This window comes from Phyllobacterium pellucidum, assembly GCF_013327855.1.
Taxonomy (GTDB): domain Bacteria; phylum Pseudomonadota; class Alphaproteobacteria; order Rhizobiales; family Rhizobiaceae; genus Phyllobacterium; species Phyllobacterium pellucidum.
The window spans coordinates 149898-168050 of the sequence record NZ_JABUMX010000008.1 but is presented as its reverse complement, the minus strand read 5'-3'; the positions used below and the strand labels follow the sequence as shown (position 1 = coordinate 168050).

The 18153-nt window shown below is 58.7% G+C and carries 21 protein-coding genes; 16 read left to right on the top strand and 5 right to left on the bottom strand.

All coding sequences use genetic code 11. The features are described 5' to 3' along the window. Positions 1–59 precede the first annotated feature (59 nt). The 11 genes from HQ945_RS22265 (at position 60) to HQ945_RS22215 (ending at position 8922) form a co-directional block, all read left to right on the top strand. Positions 60–392: an FtsB family cell division protein gene (locus HQ945_RS22265; RefSeq protein ID WP_113280543.1), complete on the top strand. Its 333-nt coding sequence runs from the start codon at positions 60–62 to the stop codon at positions 390–392. 128 nt (positions 393–520) lie between these two features. Further along, the gene (gene pdhA / locus HQ945_RS22260) at positions 521–1552 is read left to right on the top strand and encodes a pyruvate dehydrogenase (acetyl-transferring) E1 component subunit alpha (RefSeq protein ID WP_027233317.1); all 1032 of its coding nucleotides are present in this window, start codon (positions 521–523) and stop codon (positions 1550–1552) included. 15 nt (positions 1553–1567) lie between these two features. Continuing rightward, complete coding sequence (locus HQ945_RS22255; protein ID WP_113280542.1) at positions 1568–2959, top strand: pyruvate dehydrogenase complex E1 component subunit beta; 1392 nt, start codon at positions 1568–1570, stop codon at positions 2957–2959. A 15-nt stretch (positions 2960–2974) separates the two neighbouring features. Further along, positions 2975–4339, top strand: a complete 1365-nt coding sequence (locus HQ945_RS22250; RefSeq protein WP_174208525.1) for a pyruvate dehydrogenase complex dihydrolipoamide acetyltransferase — start codon at positions 2975–2977, stop codon at positions 4337–4339. 8 nt (positions 4340–4347) lie between these two features. After that, complete coding sequence (locus HQ945_RS22245; protein ID WP_091922737.1) at positions 4348–4986, top strand: SGNH/GDSL hydrolase family protein; 639 nt, start codon at positions 4348–4350, stop codon at positions 4984–4986. An 18-nt stretch (positions 4987–5004) separates the two neighbouring features. Continuing rightward, entirely contained in the window at positions 5005–6450 is a 1446-nt protein-coding gene (gene lpdA, locus HQ945_RS22240) for a dihydrolipoyl dehydrogenase (protein WP_091922738.1), read from the top strand. Between the two features lie 15 nt (positions 6451–6465). Then, on the top strand, positions 6466–6726 hold the full coding sequence (locus HQ945_RS22235; RefSeq protein WP_175585089.1) for a hypothetical protein: 261 nt from the start codon (positions 6466–6468) through the stop codon (positions 6724–6726). Positions 6727–6738: 12 nt separating this feature from the next. Beyond that, positions 6739–7017 carry a GlsB/YeaQ/YmgE family stress response membrane protein gene (locus HQ945_RS22230; RefSeq protein WP_027233311.1) on the top strand — a complete coding sequence of 93 codons (279 nt, stop codon included), beginning with the start codon at positions 6739–6741 and terminating at the stop codon, positions 7015–7017. Positions 7018–7026: 9 nt separating this feature from the next. Beyond that, a complete protein-coding gene (gene lipA, locus HQ945_RS22225; protein ID WP_174208524.1) occupies positions 7027–7992 on the top strand; it encodes a lipoyl synthase in 966 nt (321 codons plus the stop codon). Beyond that, positions 7992–8450 (top strand): type II toxin-antitoxin system RatA family toxin, encoded by a 459-nt coding sequence (locus HQ945_RS22220; RefSeq protein WP_027233309.1) that lies wholly within the window; start codon positions 7992–7994, stop codon positions 8448–8450. The genes lipA and HQ945_RS22220 overlap by 1 nt, the downstream gene beginning before the upstream one ends. A 28-nt stretch (positions 8451–8478) precedes the next feature. Continuing rightward, entirely contained in the window at positions 8479–8922 is a 444-nt protein-coding gene (locus tag HQ945_RS22215; protein WP_027233308.1) for a GNAT family N-acetyltransferase, read from the top strand. A gap of 26 nt (positions 8923–8948) precedes the next feature. On the opposite strand, the gene HQ945_RS22210 is transcribed toward HQ945_RS22215, so the two are convergent. Together HQ945_RS22210 and HQ945_RS22205 are read right to left on the bottom strand one after the other, a co-directional pair. After that, positions 8949–9443: a CinA family protein gene (locus tag HQ945_RS22210; RefSeq protein ID WP_174208523.1), complete on the bottom strand. Its 495-nt coding sequence runs from the start codon at positions 9441–9443 to the stop codon at positions 8949–8951. Next, a complete protein-coding gene (locus tag HQ945_RS22205) occupies positions 9440–10660 on the bottom strand; it encodes a bifunctional 2-C-methyl-D-erythritol 4-phosphate cytidylyltransferase/2-C-methyl-D-erythritol 2,4-cyclodiphosphate synthase (RefSeq protein WP_174208522.1) in 1221 nt (406 codons plus the stop codon). The genes HQ945_RS22210 and HQ945_RS22205 overlap by 4 nt, the downstream gene beginning before the upstream one ends. Positions 10661–10804: 144 nt before the next feature. Between HQ945_RS22205 and dusB the strand changes: the two genes are divergently transcribed. From dusB to HQ945_RS22185, 4 genes are all read left to right on the top strand, one after another. Continuing rightward, entirely contained in the window at positions 10805–11827 is a 1023-nt protein-coding gene (gene dusB, locus HQ945_RS22200; RefSeq protein WP_174208521.1) for a tRNA dihydrouridine synthase DusB, read from the top strand. Then, positions 11827–12981, top strand: coding sequence for a two-component system sensor histidine kinase NtrB (locus HQ945_RS22195; protein ID WP_113280537.1), 1155 nt, complete (start codon positions 11827–11829; stop codon positions 12979–12981). The genes dusB and HQ945_RS22195 overlap by 1 nt, the downstream gene beginning before the upstream one ends. Before the next feature lie 2 nt (positions 12982–12983). Further along, on the top strand, positions 12984–14444 hold the full coding sequence (gene ntrC, locus HQ945_RS22190; protein ID WP_027233303.1) for a nitrogen regulation protein NR(I): 1461 nt from the start codon (positions 12984–12986) through the stop codon (positions 14442–14444). Positions 14445–14583: 139 nt separating this feature from the next. Further along, the gene (locus tag HQ945_RS22185; RefSeq protein WP_027233302.1) at positions 14584–15057 is read left to right on the top strand and encodes a YfbU family protein; all 474 of its coding nucleotides are present in this window, start codon (positions 14584–14586) and stop codon (positions 15055–15057) included. 9 nt (positions 15058–15066) lie between these two features. On the opposite strand, the gene HQ945_RS22180 is transcribed toward HQ945_RS22185, so the two are convergent. The 3 genes from HQ945_RS22180 to HQ945_RS22170 all read right to left on the bottom strand — a co-directional run bounded on the left by HQ945_RS22180 (position 15067) and on the right by HQ945_RS22170 (position 16970). Further along, positions 15067–15576, bottom strand: a complete 510-nt coding sequence (locus HQ945_RS22180) for a DUF1993 domain-containing protein (RefSeq protein WP_113280536.1) — start codon at positions 15574–15576, stop codon at positions 15067–15069. 101 nt (positions 15577–15677) lie between these two features. Then, positions 15678–16466, bottom strand: coding sequence for a GGDEF domain-containing protein (locus tag HQ945_RS22175; RefSeq protein WP_113280535.1), 789 nt, complete (start codon positions 16464–16466; stop codon positions 15678–15680). Between the two features lie 150 nt (positions 16467–16616). Further along, positions 16617–16970: a DUF1428 domain-containing protein gene (locus tag HQ945_RS22170; RefSeq protein ID WP_091946287.1), complete on the bottom strand. Its 354-nt coding sequence runs from the start codon at positions 16968–16970 to the stop codon at positions 16617–16619. A 232-nt stretch (positions 16971–17202) separates the two neighbouring features. Between HQ945_RS22170 and HQ945_RS22165 the strand changes: the two genes are divergently transcribed. Next, a complete protein-coding gene (locus tag HQ945_RS22165; RefSeq protein ID WP_113280534.1) occupies positions 17203–18129 on the top strand; it encodes a Gfo/Idh/MocA family protein in 927 nt (308 codons plus the stop codon). Positions 18130–18153: the final 24 nt, after the last annotated feature.

Sequence of the window (18153 nt, the reverse complement as noted above, 5' to 3'; positions counted from 1 at the left end):
TATTGATTGCCAGAGATCGGGCATTGTCGCCTGATTCCGCAGCATTCGGACCGGCTTCCATGTGGACAAAACAAAGACGAAAAACGCGACGGGGACGGTTGATCCTTCCGTTCCTGTCAGCGCTATTCTTCAGCTATTTCGGATTTCACGCCTACCACGGTGAATACGGTCTCTATTCGACCATCAAGCTGCAGGAGCAGACCAAGCTCCTGCAAGCTCAACTCGAGGCCGTGACCGCTTCGCGCACGGAGCTTGAACGACAGGTCCAACTTATGCATGATGGCACGATTGAGAAGGATATGTTGGACGAACAGGCTCGCAAGGCATTGAACATGTCCCGCCCGGACGAAGTCACCATAATGCGTGGCTCCGGCGATTTGGCTATTAACTGATTTCTAGTTAATAGCCGTTTTATGCTGTATTTTTAACAGCTTATTTGCATAGCACTTATTCAATTCTGCATATTGTAACTTCTGCCCCTGCTGCTATTCTCTTGCGACCAAGTCACAGGGAGTGAGATATGGCTACGAGGGCGAAAAAAAGCCCTGCGCGTTCTGCGCAGACCTCTGCTGTTAAAGCACCAAAACCCATCCAGTTCACCAAGGAGCAAGAACTCGAAGCCTATCGCCAGATGCTGCTGATCCGCCGTTTCGAGGAAAAGGCCGGTCAGCTTTATGGCATGGGTTTCATCGGCGGTTTCTGTCACCTGTACATCGGCCAGGAAGCCGTCGTCACGGGCATGCAGATGGCCCTGAAGGAAGGTGACCAGGTCATCACCGGTTACCGCGATCACGGCCATATGCTTGCTTGCGGCATGAGTGCCCGCGGTGTCATGGCCGAATTGACCGGACGGCGCGGCGGCCTTTCCAAGGGCAAGGGCGGCTCGATGCATATGTTCTCCAAGGAGAAGCATTTCTACGGCGGCCACGGCATCGTCGGCGCGCAGGTTTCGCTGGGTACGGGTCTCGCCTTCGCCAATCGCTATCGCGACAATGGCAATGTCTCACTCGCCTACTTCGGCGACGGTGCGGCGAACCAGGGCCAGGTCTATGAAAGCTTCAACATGGCCTCGCTGTGGAAGCTGCCTGTGATCTATATCATCGAGAACAATCGCTACGCCATGGGCACCGCCGTATCGCGCGCCTCGGCTGAGACCGATTTCTCCAAGCGCGGTGTTTCGTTCAATATTCCGGGCATCCAGGTCGACGGCATGGATGTGCGCGCCGTCAACGCGGCTGCCGAGGAAGCAGCGGCCTTCGCGCGTTCGGGCAAGGGTCCGATCATTCTCGAGATGCAGACCTACCGGTATCGCGGCCACTCCATGTCGGATCCGGCAAAATACCGGTCGAAGGACGAAGTGCAGAAGATGCGCTCCGAGCACGATCCAATCGAGCAGGTGAAGAACCGGTTGATCGGCAATAACTGGTCCAGCGAGGACGATCTGAAGAAGATCGACAAGGACGTTCGCGACATCGTGGCCGACGCAGCCGATTTCGCCCAGTCCGATCCAGAGCCGGATCCGTCCGAGCTTTACACCGATATTCTGCTCTAAGGGGAGGCGCGACCAATGCCTGTAGATATTCTTATGCCCGCGCTCTCGCCGACAATGGAAGAGGGCAAACTGTCCAAGTGGTTGAAAAAGGAAGGCGACAAGGTCACTTCCGGTGATGTGCTTGCCGAGATCGAGACCGACAAGGCGACTATGGAAGTCGAGGCCGTCGATGAAGGCACGATCGGCAAGATCGTCGTTCCGGAAGGCACCGACAACGTAAAGGTAAACTCTGTGATCGCCGTCTTGCTGGGCGATGGCGAGAGCGCCGATGCCGCCAGTGCGCCGAAGGCCGCGCCCGAGGCGCCGCCGCAAGCAGCCGAAGCTCCAAAGGCAGAGGCAGCGGCCGAACAGGCTCCCGCCTCGGTTCCTGCTGCTCCCAAGTCCGAAGTTGCGGCCGACCCCGACATTCCGGCCGGCACCGAAATGGTTTCGACCACGGTGCGCGAAGCATTGCGCGACGCGATGGCTGAAGAAATGCGCCGCGACCCGAATGTCTTCATCATGGGTGAGGAAGTTGCCGAATACCAGGGCGCCTACAAGATCACCCAGGGCCTGCTCGACGAGTTCGGCCCGCGCCGCGTTGTTGACACGCCGATCACCGAACACGGCTTTGCCGGCGTCGGCGTTGGCGCCGCAATGACCGGGCTGCGTCCGATCGTCGAATTCATGACCTTCAACTTCGCCATGCAGGCGATCGACCAGATCATCAATTCGGCGGCAAAGACGCTCTATATGTCGGGCGGCCAGATGGGTGCGCCGATGGTTTTCCGCGGACCGAGCGGCGCCGCCGCCCGTGTCGCCGCCCAGCACTCGCAGTGCTACGCCGCGTGGTACAGCCACATTCCGGGCCTCAAGGTCGTGATGCCCTATACGGCCGCCGACGCCAAGGGCCTGCTCAAGGCGGCGATCCGCGATCCTAATCCGGTGATTTTCCTGGAAAACGAGATCCTCTACGGCCATTCGTTCGACGTGCCCAAGCTTGACGATTTCGTCCTGCCGATCGGCAAGGCCCGCATTCACAAGAAGGGCAATGACGTTACGCTCGTCTCGTTCGGCATCGGCATGAACTACACCGTCAAGGCCGCCGAGGAGCTTGCCAAGCTCGGCATCGACGCCGAGATCATCGATCTGCGCACGATCCGCCCGATGGATATGCCGACGGTGATCGAATCGGTGAAGAAGACCGGGCGTTGCGTCACGATCGAGGAAGGCTATCCACAATCCTCCGTCGGCACGGAAATTGCCACACGCGTCATGCAGCAGGCCTTCGACTATCTCGATGCGCCGGTTCTCACCGTCGCCGGCAAGGACGTGCCCATGCCCTATGCGGCAAACCTTGAAAAGCTGGCGCTGCCAAGCGTCAAGGAAATCATCGATGCCGTCAAAGCTGTGACCTACACGGCTTAAGGGGAGGAAACCGATATGCCGATCAATATCACCATGCCGGCGCTCTCTCCTACGATGGAAGAGGGCAACCTCGCCAAATGGCTGGTCAAGGAAGGCGACAAGGTTGGTCCCGGCGATGTCATCGCGGAGATCGAGACTGACAAGGCGACGATGGAAGTCGAGGCCGTCGATGAGGGCACAGTCGCCAAGATCGTCGTTCCCGCCGGTACCGAAGGCGTAAAGGTCAATGCGCTCATCGCCATCCTTGCGGGTGAGGGCGAGGACGCCGCCGCAGCCGCAAAGGCCGATGGTGCAGCGCCCAAAGCGGAAGCGCCAAAGGAAGAGAAGAAGGAGGCCGCGGCTGCTCCAAAGGTGGACGCCGCTCCGGCACCGGCCGCAGCGCCTGCCGCATCAGCCGCGCCTGCCGCATCTGGTGCACCTGCCAAGTCGGGTGACCGGCCCTTCTCGTCGCCGCTTGCACGACGCATCGCCAAGGAAGCAGGCATCGATCTGTCCGGCGTCACCGGCTCCGGTCCGCATGGGCGCGTGGTCAAAAAGGACGTCGAAGCTGCCATCTCGGGCGGCGGCGCAAAGCCCGCGGCGGCGGCTCCAGCTTCCGCTGCAGCCCCGGCGCCGGCAGCGGCCAAGCCAATGTCCGACGATGCTGTGCTAAAGCTCTTCGAGCAAGGCTCTTACGAACTCGTGCCGCATGACGGCATGCGCAAGACCATTGCCAAACGCCTGCTCGAGGCAAAGACGACGGTCCCGCATTTCTACCTGACCATCGACTGCGAACTCGACGCGCTGCTTGCGCTTCGTGCGCAGATCAACACGGCCTCGCCGATGATCAAGACCGAAAAGGGCGACGTTCCCGCCTACAAGCTTTCGGTCAATGACATGATCATCAAGGCCATGGCGTTGGCGTTGCGCGACGTTCCCGAAGCGAATGTTTCTTGGACAGACGCGAATATGGTCAAGCACAAGCATTCCGACGTTGGCGTTGCCGTTTCCATACCAGGCGGCCTGATCACACCGATCATTCGCAAGGCCGAGCAGAAGACGCTCTCGACGATTTCCAACGAAATGAAGGATCTCGCCAAGCGCGCCCGCGACCGCAAGCTGAAGCCCGAAGAATATCAGGGCGGCACCACGGCCGTGTCCAATCTCGGCATGTTCGGCGTCAAGGATTTCGCCGCGATCATCAACCCGCCGCACGCAACCATTCTTGCAGTTGGAGCGGGCGAGGAGCGGGCGGTCGTCCGCAAGGGCGAGATCAAGATCGCGACAATCATGTCGGTGACCTTGTCTACCGACCATCGCGCGGTTGACGGTGCGCTTGGAGCCGAACTCGCACAAGCCTTCAAGCGGCACATCGAAAATCCGATGGGCATGCTGGTCTGAGCAACGCGATGAAAACCGTCCTCTGCTATGGCGATTCGTTGACCTGGGGCTATCGCCCCGACGGCTCGGGGCGCCATGCACGCAAGGACCGGTGGCCGGAAGTCTTGCAGGCTGAACTTGGTGAAGCCGTGCACGTGATCAGCGATGGCCTGAACGGGCGAACGACGGCGTTCGACGATCACCTTTCGGGCTTTGAGCGCAACGCTGCCAAGACGCTGACGACGGCGCTTGGCACGCATTTTCCGCTCGATCTGGTCATCATCATGCTCGGCACCAACGACATGAAGCATATACTCTGCGGCAACGCCTACGGCGCCAAGCGGGGGATGCAGCGGCTGATCGAGATCGTTCGCACGGCGCCCTATCAGTTCGACACCAAGGCGCCGGCCGTTCTGATCATGTCGCCGCCGCCATTCGGCGCCAACGAATGGAGTGAATTCAGGCTGATCTTCGAGGGCGGTGCTGAACAGTCGCACCTGCTTGCGGAATTCTACCGTGACGCGGCGGAGCTTGCCCGTTGCGCGTTCTTCGATGCCGGCTCGGTCGCCGCAACGTCAAGCATTGATGGCATTCATCTTGATGCCGAAAACACCAGGGCGATCGGAAAAGCCGTCGCTCCCATCGTTCGAGACATACTCGATCTCTAATCCAGGAGGACCAAGGTCTTGGCCAATAATTACGACGTGATCATCATTGGTTCTGGCCCCGGCGGCTATGTCACCGCGATCCGCTCCGCGCAGCTCGGATTCAAAACCGCCATCGTCGAGCGCGAGCATCTTGGCGGCATCTGCCTGAATTGGGGATGCATACCGACCAAGGCTCTGCTGCGCTCGGCGGAGATCTTCCACTATGGCCAGCATCCCAAGGATTATGGCCTGACGATAGAAGGCAAGATCTCGGCCGACATCAAGGCTGTCGTCCAGCGTTCGCGCGGCGTCTCGGCGCGTCTTAACGGCGGCGTCGGCTTCCTGATGAAGAAGAACAAGGTAGACGTGATCTGGGGCGAAGCGAAACTCTCAAAGCCCGGCGAAATCGTGGTCTCCAAGTCTTCGAAGAAGCCCATGGAGCCGCAGAATCCGGTGCCCAAGAACACGCTTGGCGAAGGTACTTATTCGGCTAAGCACATCATAATTGCCACCGGCGCACGCCCGCGTGCATTGCCCGGCATCGAGCCGGACGGCAAGCTGATCTGGACCTATTTCGAAGCCATGGTGCCGCCGGAAATGCCGAAATCCCTGGTCGTTATGGGATCTGGAGCCATCGGGATCGAGTTCGCCTCGTTCTACCGGACCATGGGAGCGGACGTGACTGTGGTCGAGCTTCTGCCGACAGTCATGCCTGTCGAGGATGCCGAAATCTCCGCCTTCGCCCGCAAGCAGTTCGAAAAGCAGGGCATGAAGATCATCACCGATGCCAAGGTGACCAAGGTCGAAAAAGCAGCCAACTCCATCACCGCCCACGTCGAAACCAAGGACGGCAAGGTCGAGAAGATCACGGCTGAACGGCTGATTTCCGCCGTTGGCGTCCAGGGTAACATCGAGAATCTCGGCCTGGAGGCGCTTGGCATCAAGACGGATCGCGGCTGCATCGTAACCGACGGCTACGGCAAGACCAATGTGCCCGGCGTTTATGCGATCGGCGACGTCGCCGGCCCGCCCATGCTCGCGCACAAGGCCGAGCACGAGGGCGTTATCTGCGTCGAGAAGATCGCCAACGTTCCGGGCGTCCATGCGCTCGAGAAGGACAAGGTCCCGGGCTGCACTTACTGCCAGCCGCAAGTGGCGTCGGTGGGGCTGACGGAAGCGAAAGCCAAGGAAGGCGGGCGCGAAATCCGCGTCGGGCGGTTCCAGTTCGCTGCGAACGGCAAGGCGATCGCGCTCGGCGAAGACCAGGGATTGGTAAAGACGATCTTTGACAAGAAGACCGGCCAGCTGATCGGCGCCCACATGGTCGGCGCGGAGGTGACGGAACTCATTCAGGGCTTCGTCATCGCCATGAACCTCGAGACTACGGAAGAAGAGCTGATGCACACCATATTCCCGCATCCGACTCTGTCCGAGATGATGAAGGAAAGTGTACTCGACGCCTATGGTCGTGTGCTGAACGCCTAAAGGAACGATGAGCGATTGAACATCAGCGACAGCAGGCCCTGGACCAGTCTTGCATGGGCGGTCCTCAAATGGTCGACCATTATCGGCCTGCTGGTCGGCTTCGTGCCGTCTGCCTTGAGTCTTTTGTCGGGTAACACCATATCGGTGAGTGGAACGGCAATCGGCGGGTGGACTGGTGTCTGGGTTGTCACGCTTGCGTGCGGCTTGGGCGGGTTTCTTTTCGGTGCTATATGGGCTCTGGTGCTGCGCGCCGTTGCCATCGCATCTGGGCGCTAGCGGGAGAAAAATATGGATCAGCCAGTCGGTATCATGGGCATGCCCGGTGTGGGTTTCTTTGGAATGCTGGTCATCGGCTTCATTGCCGGTTATATCGCCGAAAAGGCGATGAACCGCGATCACGGATTGCTCACCAACATTCTCGTCGGTATTGCCGGTTCTTTCGTCGGCGGCACGCTGGCCAGCCTTCTGAATTTCCAGTTCTATGGATTTCTGGGAAATCTGATCGTCGCCACCGTCGGGGCAATTCTCATTCTGTGGATTTTTGGCAAGGCCAGGACCGCGAACTAGGAAGACATAATGGTAACGGTACTCGACACGATCGACCAGAAGCGGCGCCTTCGCCACCCGGAGAAAGCGCATCGCCCGGATTCGGAGGTTTTGAAAAAGCCCGACTGGATCAGGGTCAAGGCGCCCGTGTCGAAGGGATATTCGGAGACGCGCGATATCGTTCGCTCGCACAACCTGGTTACGGTTTGCGAAGAAGCCGGCTGCCCGAACATCGGCGAATGCTGGGACAAGAAACACGCGACGTTCATGATCATGGGCGAAATCTGCACCCGCGCCTGCGCGTTCTGCAATGTCGCCACGGGCCTGCCGACCGCTCTCGATGTGCACGAACCGGAGAATGTGGGCAAGGCAGTCAAGAAGATGGGCCTTTCTCACGTCGTCATCACGTCGGTGGATCGTGATGATCTGCCGGACGGCGGCGCCCAGCATTTTGCCGACGTGATCCATGCGATTCGCCGCATTTCGCCCGGAACGACAATCGAAATCCTCACGCCCGATTTCCTGCGCAAGGAGGGAGCGCTGGAGATCGTTGTCACTGCCCGTCCCGATGTCTTCAACCACAACCTCGAAACCGTGCCGTCCAATTATCTGAAGGTTCGGCCGGGTGCGCGTTATTTCCATTCCATCCGACTGTTGCAGCGGGTCAAGGAACTTGACCCTACCATCTTCACCAAGTCGGGCATCATGGTCGGGCTTGGCGAGGAGCGCAACGAGGTCCTGCAGCTTATGGACGACCTGCGTAGCGCCGACGTCGATTTCATGACGATCGGCCAGTATCTCCAGCCGACGCGCAAGCACCATCCAGTGCTGAATTATGTGACGCCGGACGAATTCAAGTCCTATGCGACGATCGCAAAGACCAAGGGTTTTCTCGTTGTTGCGTCGAGCCCGTTGACCCGCTCGTCGCACCACGCCGGCGAAGATTTTGCACGATTGAGGGCTGCACGCGAGGCGATGCACGCAAATCGCAGCTGATGCCGAAATTCGAGACGAGCCGTCCTGTCGTCCACCGCGCCGAGGAGATGTTCGATCTCGTCGCGGACGTGGAGACGTATCCGCAGTTTCTGCCCATGTGCGAGAGCCTCAAGGTGCGCTCACGCAAGGAAAGCCACGGCAAGACCCTGCTCATTGCCGATATGACGGTGGGTTACAAGCTCATCCGTGAGACCTTCACCAGCCAGGTTCTCCTCAAACCGCAGGAAAAGGTGATCCTCACCAAATATATTGACGGACCGTTCCGCTATCTCGACAACCGCTGGCAGTTCATTCCGGCGGAAAACCCGGAACATTCCGTCGTCAAATTCTACATCGATTATGAATTCAAGAGCCGCACGCTCGGTTTCGTCATGGGATCCATGTTCGATATCGCCTTCCGAAAATTCACGGAAGCATTTGAAAAGCGTGCCGATGCGATCTATGGCAGGAACGTATAGTCGCCTGAGTGCATGAAGGTAATCTGCTATGCAGCACGAAGATCCGGAATATCAAGTTCAAATCGGCACACCCTCGGTAGAGGACTATCGCAGGCTGCGCGACATTGCCGGCCTGAGCTCAAAGAGCCAGGAGGCGGCGGAGCGCGGCCTTCCGAACACCGTTTATGCGGCAACCGTTCAATATCAGTCGAACGCGGTCGCCATGGGTCGAATAATCGGCGATGGCGGATGTTTCTTTCAGGTGGTGGACATTGCCGTCGATCCCGCGCATCAGGGCAAGGGCCTTGGCAAGATCATTGTTTCGCGGCTTGTTGATTACCTGCAGGCGGAAGCCCCGGACGGTGCCTATGTCAGCCTTATCGCCGATGGTCCCGCAAAATATCTTTACGCTAAGTTCGGGTTCAGGCCGGTAATGCCCGAGTCGATCGGCATGGCCATCGAGATCAGGCGCCCGTCCGAATACGAAATGTAGAACGTTTTTGTCCCAGCAAGAAACGCTCAGTCGCTCAGAGCCTTGAGGACCATATCCAGCGCGGTGTTCACTGCTGCAAGCCGGATCGAAGCGCGCCCGCCATCGGCAAAAACGCGCCGCTCCGCTATTGGCGGCTTTCCCTTGAGTGCAAGGCCGAACCAGACCAGCCCGACCGGCTTTTCCGCCGATCCTCCACCCGGACCCGCGACTCCCGTTACGGCAACCGCGATGCCGGCGCTGGAATGGGCGAGGGCGCCTTCCGCCATGGCGAGCGCCACTTCTTGCGACACTGCGCCGTGCGCCGCGATTACACCTGCAGGCACGCCGACCATGTCCTGCTTGGCCTCGTTCGAATAAGTCACGAAACCGCGGTCGACAACGTCCGAAGAGCCGGCAATGTCGGTCAGCGCGGCAGCTATCATGCCGCCCGTGCAGGATTCTGCCGTGGCTAGCAGAATGCCCTTGCGGCGGCAGGCTTCGAGCACTGCAATTGCCTTTGCCTCGGCAATCAGTCCGCTCATTCCGGCAAACCTCCCGGATAGACGACCGAAGCCGTCGCTATGGCGGCGATACCCTCCTGCCTACCGATGAAGCCAAGTTTTTCATTGGTCGTCGCCTTGATCGAAATGCGATCCGGCGAAATGCCGAGCATAGTCGAGAGTGCCGCCGTCATCGCCTCGCGATGAGGGCCCACTTTCGGTGCCTCGCAGATGAGGGTGATATCGGCATTGGCGATCCTGCCGCCTGCTTCCCTGACGATCTTGACCGCATGTTCAACGAAGATGTGCGAGGCCGCGCCCTTCCATTGAGGATCCGACGGCGGAAAGTGCGTTCCAATGTCGCCGGCACCACGTGTGGCCAGCAGAGCGTCGGTCAGCGCGTGCAGGGCGACGTCGGCATCCGAATGACCCGAAAGCTTGCGGTCATGGGCGATAAGTACGCCTGCGAGCGTGACGCCGTTTCCCGGCTCGAATGCGTGCACGTCGTAACCGTTGCCGGTGCGTACATCCGGAAAGGCGGAATGCTGCTTGGTCAAGCGTTCGTCTGCCATTTCGATATCCTTCGCCCAGGTCAACTTTGTATTGTCGGCCGATCCTTCCACGATCCGGACGGGCAGGCCATGCCATTCGGCAATCGCGGAATCATCGGTAAAATCCGACCGTCCGACGGCAAAGGCGGCGTCGTGGGCGGCAAGGATCGGAAGAAACGGGAAGGCCTGCGGCGTCTGCGCGGCGTAAAGACCGGCGCGCGGCACGGTAGCACTGACCATCGCGTCGTTGCCCGCAGCCTTGAGTGTGTCCGAAACGGCAAGCACCGGCAGAACGCCGATATGCGGTGTCAGATTGAAGACAACCCGTTCCAGCAGATCAGCCGAAATGAACGGACGAACGCCGTCGTGAATGAGGACATGATCCGGGGAAATGTCCTTGAGAGCCAAAAGTCCGAGCCGTGTCGACTCCTGGCGCGTCGGGCCGCCGGTGACGGCAACGACACGTCCGGCCCGATCGCCGAGCGCCTGCGTGAACAGCGCGTCGTCTTCCTTGTGAATGACGACAATGACGTCATCGATCAGCGGGCATTCGAGAAACGCATGCAATGTATGCGCAAGAACGGCCTCGCCGCCAATCTTGCGATACTGCTTCGGTCCTTCAACGCTTTGGCCGGCACGTTCTCCGCGCCCAGCCGCGACGATGACGGCTGCGACCCGCGCCTGCTTGTTTTCAGTCTTTCCCGCCACATGTCTCTCCGTAATGCCAACTCCGTTACCCTTTGCAACGGCGAAAGGCCAGAGAATTGAATCGCCACAATGTCAAAATAGGAGCAACAAACGCCGCACTTTGCCTTGCGAAGAGGCACGATCCTGTCTAAAGCATAGGCTATTATGAAACTGCATACGAAACAGGCAAAATCGTGGGTTGAATTGGCGGACGCACTGCACGTTGGCGGGGTCGTTCTGCGCAATCGCGTGTTCCTTGCGCCGATGTCCGGTGTGTCGGATCTGCCTTTTCGCCAACTCGCCTGGCAGGCGGGGGCCGGCATGGTTGTTTCCGAGATGGTCGCGAGCGCCGAGCTCTGCACCCGCGAGCGCGGCAATTTGCTGCGTCTAAAGGGCGACGGGCTCGGGACTCATGTCGTGCAGATCGCCGGCCGTGAGCCACGGTGGATGGCCGAGGCAGCGCGTATCGCTGAAGGCGAGGGTGCGCATATCGTCGACATCAATATGGGCTGTCCGGCAAGAAAGGTGACAGGCGGTCTATCAGGATCAGCGCTGATGCGCGATCTCGACCACGCCATGACATTGATCGAGGCGACGATCGGCGCCGTCGACGTTCCCGTGACGCTGAAAATGCGCCTTGGCTGGGACGATGCAACGATCAACGCGCCGGAACTCGCGGCAAGGGCCGAGCAGGCCGGCGTCAAGATGGTGACCGTCCATGGACGGACGCGTTGCCAATTCTATGAGGGCAGGGCGGATTGGCATGCCATTCGCGCGGTCAAGGAAGCTATATCGATACCGCTTGTGGCCAATGGCGATGTCCTGAATCGTGGCGATGCGGAGGCGATTCTCGCAGCATCCGGAGCCGATGCCGTGATGGTAGGGCGCGGATCCTACGGTCGACCATGGCTTCCAGGCAGTATCGTCAATGGAAAGGGTGCGGAGAGCGAGATCATCGCCGACTATGCGGTTGCGCATTATGAGGCGATGCTCGCCCATTACGGCGAGACCACCGGCAGCCGGCATGCGCGCAAGCATCTTGGCTGGTATCTCGACCGTCATGGCTTTGACATCACCGCGAATGAACGCGGTGCGATCATGACGGAAACCAATCCCGGTTACGTGTCGCGCCTTTTATGTGCTGCGCTTTCGCGCGGTGGCTCTACAGATACGAAGAAAGTTGCCTGATGACCTCAGCAGACAAGTCGGTGCTCGAAGACAAGCTGGCCGGCATCGTGCTCAATTCGATCCGCCATCCGGTGATCATGCTCGATGAAGCCGGGTACATTTCCTATGCCAATGCCGACGCCGAGGCTTTCTTTCGTTCCAGTGCAAGCATTCTCAGCCGCAATACACTGGACATGCTGTTGCCCTTCGGCAGCCCGCTTCTCGCGCTGGTCAAGCAGGTCCGCGAAAACCCGTCGCCGGTCAATGAATACCGCGTTGACGTTTCATCGCCGCGCCTCGGACAGGAACGCATTGTCGATCTCTACGTGACTCCGGTCAGTGAAGCTCCTGGATCGATCGTGATCCTGTTCAAGGAACGCTCCATGGCGGAGAAGCTCGACCGGCAGATGACCCATCGCGGCGCAGCGCGATCCGTCACAGGGCTCGCATCGATGCTGGCGCATGAAATCAAGAACCCGTTGTCCGGTATTCGCGGTGCGGCTCAGTTGCTGGAAACGGGGCTGAACGATGATGACCGCGCGCTGACGCGCCTCATTACCGATGAAACCGACCGGATCGTCTCGCTTGTCGACCGGATGGAAGTGTTCTCCGACGAGCGGCCCATCGAGCGCGAGGCTGTCAATATTCACGTTGTCCTCGATCACGTGAAGGCGATTGCCAAAAACGGGTTCGCCAGCCACATCAAGTTCCACGAGGACTATGATCCCTCGCTGCCTTATGTCTTCGCCAATCGGGACCAGCTCGTTCAGATTTTCCTCAACCTCGTCAAGAATGCCGCGGAGTCGATCGGCCCCAACGAGCCGGGCGAGATCACCCTCTCGACCGCGTTCCGCCCCGGTATTCGTCTTTCGGTCCCGGGTATGCGCAACCGCGTCTCGCTGCCGCTCGAATTCACGGTGCAGGACACGGGCCCCGGCGTTTCGCCCGATATCATGCCGCATCTCTTTGACCCGTTCGTGACGACCAAGCCCAATGGCTCCGGCCTTGGCCTGGCGCTTGTGGCCAAGATCGTCGGCGACCATGGCGGCGTTATCGAATGCGATTCGGTCCCGCGCAAGACGACGTTTCGCATTCTTATGCCTGCATGGGACAGCGGCTCTGCCGACGGAACCCATGCAGATGAAAATCCTTATTCCAATAAAGCAGGATTCTGATCATGAGTTTGGGCAGCATTCTCGTTGCAGATGACGACGCGGCGATCAGGACGGTCCTCAATCAGGCGCTTTCGCGGGCCGGTTACGATGTTCGCATCACCTCCAACGCGGCGACGCTTTGGCGCTGGATATCGGCTGGCGATGGCGACCTCGTCATCACCGATGTGGTGATGCCGGACGAAAACGCCTTCGATCTCCTGCCGCGCATCAAGAAATCGCGCCCCGATCTTCCCGTAATCGTCATGAGTGCGCAAAACACGTTTATGACGGCTATCCGCGCCTCGGAGGCGGGTGCTTACGAATATCTGCCGAAGCCGTTCGATCTCACCGAACTCGTCAGCATTGTCGGCCGCGCGCTGGCTGAACCGAAAAAGAAGCCCGAAAAATGGCATGGCGAAGAGCAGCCCGATACGATGCCGCTCGTCGGCCGCTCGCCCGCAATGCAGGATATCTACCGTGTCCTCGCCCGCATGATGCAGACCGACCTGACGGTCATGATCTCGGGCGAGTCCGGTACGGGCAAGGAACTCGTCGCGCGCGCTTTGCATGAGTATGGCCGGCGCCGCAAGGGGCCCTTCGTTGCGATCAACATGGCAGCTATTCCGCGCGACCTGATTGAATCCGAACTGTTCGGTCATGAGCGCGGCGCCTTTACCGGCGCACAGAACCGGTCAAGCGGTCGCTTCGAACAGGCCGATGGCGGCACGCTGTTCCTCGATGAGATCGGCGACATGCCCATGGAGGCGCAGACCCGGCTCTTGCGTGTTCTGCAACAGGGCGAATACATGACGGTGGGCGGCCGCACGCCGATCAAGACCGATGTGCGCATCGTTGCTGCAACCAACAAGGATCTCAGGACCCTGATCAATCAGGGACTATTCCGGGAAGATCTCTACTATCGGCTCAACGTCGTGCCGCTGCGCCTGCCGCCACTGCGCGAGCGTGGGGAGGACATTCCCGATCTCGTCCGCCACTTCTTCAAGCTGGCGGCGAAGGACGGTCTGCCCGAAAAGCGGATCACCGCCGACGGTCTAGACCTGATGCGTCGCTATCCCTGGGCCGGAAACGTACGCGAACTCGAAAACCTCGTGCGCCGTCTCGCCGCTCTCTATCCGCAGGACGAAATTAATGCGGACGTGATCGAATCCGAGCTGAAGGCCGACCTTCGGCCGGCAGAATCGGCTCCAACGGCGATTGCGAATGAAGAATTGACCATCAGCCAGGCGGTCGAACTGAACATGCAGCGCTATTTCATGTCCTACGGCGACAAGCTTCCGCCTGCCGGCCTCTACCAGCGCGTGCTGGAGGAAATGGAATATCCGCTGATCCTTTCCTGCCTCACGGCGACGCATGGCAACCAGATCAAGGCGGCGGAACTGCTGGGTCTCAATCGCAACACGCTGCGCAAGAAAATTCGCGAACTCGGCGTCAATATCTACAAGAGCAGCAAGAGCGACCGCTGAGAACAGAAAAACCCGGAAAGCTAAAATTGTAGAGAGTGGAATAGACCGTTCTTAACAGGACTGTGCGCATAGTAACCATCGAAAATCCCGTAATCATTGCTGCTTCAAGAAGGCAGCGGGCGGAATATGGAGGTCTATCGTGTTCAGCTTTGCGGAACGTTTGATTCTGTTCAATCAGTACGAAATCCTGAAGAAACTCGACCCTGACAAGTCGAGCCTTTACGGCCGGCACCAGGAAGTTGTCGAACGCGGTTTCGAGGATCTTTACCAGGAACTTGGCATAACCGAGGAAACTGTCAGTGCCGCAGCGGCGCAGGAGATGAACGACATACTCGGGCTTTTCCGGGCGATCCGCGGGTCGAGCGTCGCGGCCGGCAACACCAATCCCGACAAGAGCAAGTTTGTCGGATTTGGCGCAGCTCAGCCGCACGAACAGTTTGCCTATGCGGACTTCCTTGCCAAGATTCTCAATTTCCCGCAGGAAATCTCGCGGAGCGCCGACAATCAGCCTGAGGCGCAACTCGACCAGTACCGGAAGATGCTAAGGCGCTGGGATGAAATCGGCAGAAAGCGCGAGCTAACCGCCGACCAGATCGAGCATCTCGTCGCCTGATGTTCAGGTTCAGCTCAACGCGCCGATATAGTTGAGCTTACCGACCTGAAGACCGTTGTGGCGCAGGATGTCATAGGCGGTCGTCACGTGAAAATAGAAGTTCGGCAGCGCGAACTTCTGCACATACTCCTCGCCGCTCAAGGTCACCTTGAGCTGGCCGGCGCTGAGAACCACGTCCTTGGTCTCCGCGCCATCGAGCGCACCGGCATCCACGCTTTCAAGAAAGGCCACGGTCTTGGCAATACGCTCGCGCAAGTCCGCAAGGCTCGCCTCTTCATCGGCGAATTTCGGAATTGCAAGTGTCGTCAATCGGCCGATCGTCGCCTTGGCCGTGTCGCTCGCCCGCTGGATCTGTCCGGCAAGCGAGAGCATGTCTGGGGCGAGACGCGCGTTGACGAGCACGGTGGGATTGATCTTCTTCTCCTCGGCGTATGCTTCGGCCTTTTCGATCAGACTGGCGAGAACCGCGAAACCGCGCAGATAGGCCGGGACTGAGATCGTGTACATATTAAGTGCCATGGGGCGCTCCTTGAGGCATTGGCAGACGTGGCGACATTGCTTGCTGCCAAACGCAAATACGCCGATGGGTTTCGATTTCAAGAGCACTCTACTGCAATGCTCTAAAACGTCCGCATATAGTTATCGTGGCGAACCTTGGTATCGCTGGTCGCGTGCACGATACGGTTCCGGCCCTGGTTCTTGGCTGCGTAAAGGCATGTATCGGCCGCAATGAGAGCCGTCTCCAGCGATTGACCGGGCTCGTGTATGGCGATGCCAACACTGACCGTTACCTCCAGATCCTTGATCTGCAGTAGCTGAGATATGTTGCGGACGCCGGTCAGTATTTTCTGTGACAGCCAGTCTGCGCGACCGAAATCCGCATCCTTCAGGAATACCGCGAACTCCTCGCCGCCGAAGCGGGCTGCAAAATCACCCTTGCTGATGACCGTCTGCATCAAATGCCCGATTTCGCGCAGGACCCGGTCGCCGACCGCGTGTCCATGGCGATCGTTGATCGTTTTGAAGTAGTCGGCATCGATGTAGAGCAGGGCGCCTGCACTCAGGTTCTGGGCGGAGCCTTCGATCAGACGCTCGACTTGCAGGTAGAATTCGTTGCGGTTCGCAAGACCGGTAAGGTCATCCATGCGGGCAGCACGATCGCGCTCGATCGCTATCTGCTTCAACCGAAAATTCAGGCCGATGAGAAACGCTCCAAGCGGAACGCTGACAATCACGACAATGAACGTGGTGACGAGAAGCACCGTCGAGAGGCGGTCGAGCCCGATCGCGAGGAAAAAGACTGCGGCAAGAATATCCGCCGATATAACGGCCATACCAACCATAATCGCGATCTGCTTGATCGGAGAATAGTCGCCAAATTTGGTCATCCAGAGATCGTAGGTAGTCATAGCAATTCGCCGCACGCTTAGGACCAAAGGACAGTACAGCGCAAAGCTATGAAAAATATTCTTTGCTAATGCTGCAAATTTTAATTGCCCTGGCATTTCCTCGAAACGTGGGGCGAGGGCCCACGCGCCACATCTCGTTCAAGGCGAAGATCAAAGCTCCATGAAGGATTTGAAGCCACCGTAGATCATGCGTTTGCCGTCAAAAGGCATGTTGTCCATGTCGCCCTTGAGGCGCGGGTCCGCCATGACCTTGGCATTGATTTCATCCCGCTTTTCACGGGATTCATAGGTAATCCAAGAAAATACGACCGTTTCATCATCTTTGGCCTGAACGGCACGCGGGAAGGAGGTAAGTTCCCCGTAAGGGACATCGTCGGCCAGGCATTCAACATAGGAAAGCGCGCCATATTCCATCCAGACATCGCCCGCTTTACGGGCCAGTTCCTTGTATTCTTCGATTCTGTCCTTAGGCACTGCGACCAGGAAACCGTCAACATAAGGCATGTCTTCCTCCGGTGAGTTTGAACATTGCTAGCGATACAAGACTATACGTTGAGTTGGCGTTTGCGAAACACGCATGGAAATTTTTCAAATCGGACACGCCGAGGCCAGCCTGCGCAACTCGAGTTTTGGATTGACAAGCCTATATGAAAAAAGGTCCATGGCGGTGGAAAACGAAGCAGTGAGAAGCTTCGATTTCCGAGAAGAACAGAATGCCTCAACGCGAGTGTAAACCATGTCCGCCATCAATCTCGCCATCGTAGGCGTCGGCAAGATCGTCAACGACCAACATCTTCCATCAATCGCCAGGAATCCCGATTTCAAGCTCGTTGCCACGGCAAGCCGCAACGGCACCGTTGAGGGTATCGACGCCTATAAGACAATCGACGCCATGCTTGAGGCGGTGCCGGCGATCGACGCCGTATCGCTGTGCATGCCACCGCAATTTCGCTACGAGGCTGCGCACAAGGCACTCGCCGCGGGAAAGCATGTTTTCCTTGAAAAGCCGCCTGGCGCCACACTCTCGGAAGTTGCCGACCTTGAAGCCACGGCTGCGGCAAAGCGCCTGTCTTTATTTGCAAGCTGGCATTCGCGCTATGCTCCGGCCGTAGAAGCGGCTAAGGCATTCCTTGCTGCAACCAGGATCACCAGCGTTCAGGTAAACTGGAAAGAGGACGTGCGCCATTGGCACCCCAACCAGGCATGGATCTGGCAGGCTGGAGGACTTGGCGTTTTCGATCCCGGAATCAATGCGCTGTCGATCGTGACCCATATTCTCCCACGCGCGGCATTTCTGACCAGCGCCACGCTTGAATTTCCTGAAAATTGCGACGCACCCATCGCTGCCGACCTGCAGTTCAAGGACGCCGACAATCTGCCGGTTCATGCGGTTTTCGATTGGCGGCAGACTGGAAAACAGACGTGGGACATCGTCGCCGAGACCGAGGCTGGCACAATGGTGCTCTCGGAAGGAGGCGCGAAGCTTTCCGTCAATGGCGAACTCAAGTTCGCCGAGCCTGAACAGGAATATGCGCAGCTCTACTGCCGCTTTGCCGAAATCATCAAGGTTGGGCAATCGGATGTCGATCTATCGCCGCTGCGGCACGTGGCCGACGCCTTCCTGCTCGGCAAAAGGAAGATTGTTGAGGCTTTTTACGACTGAGTGGCTGGCAACCAACTGCGCCTC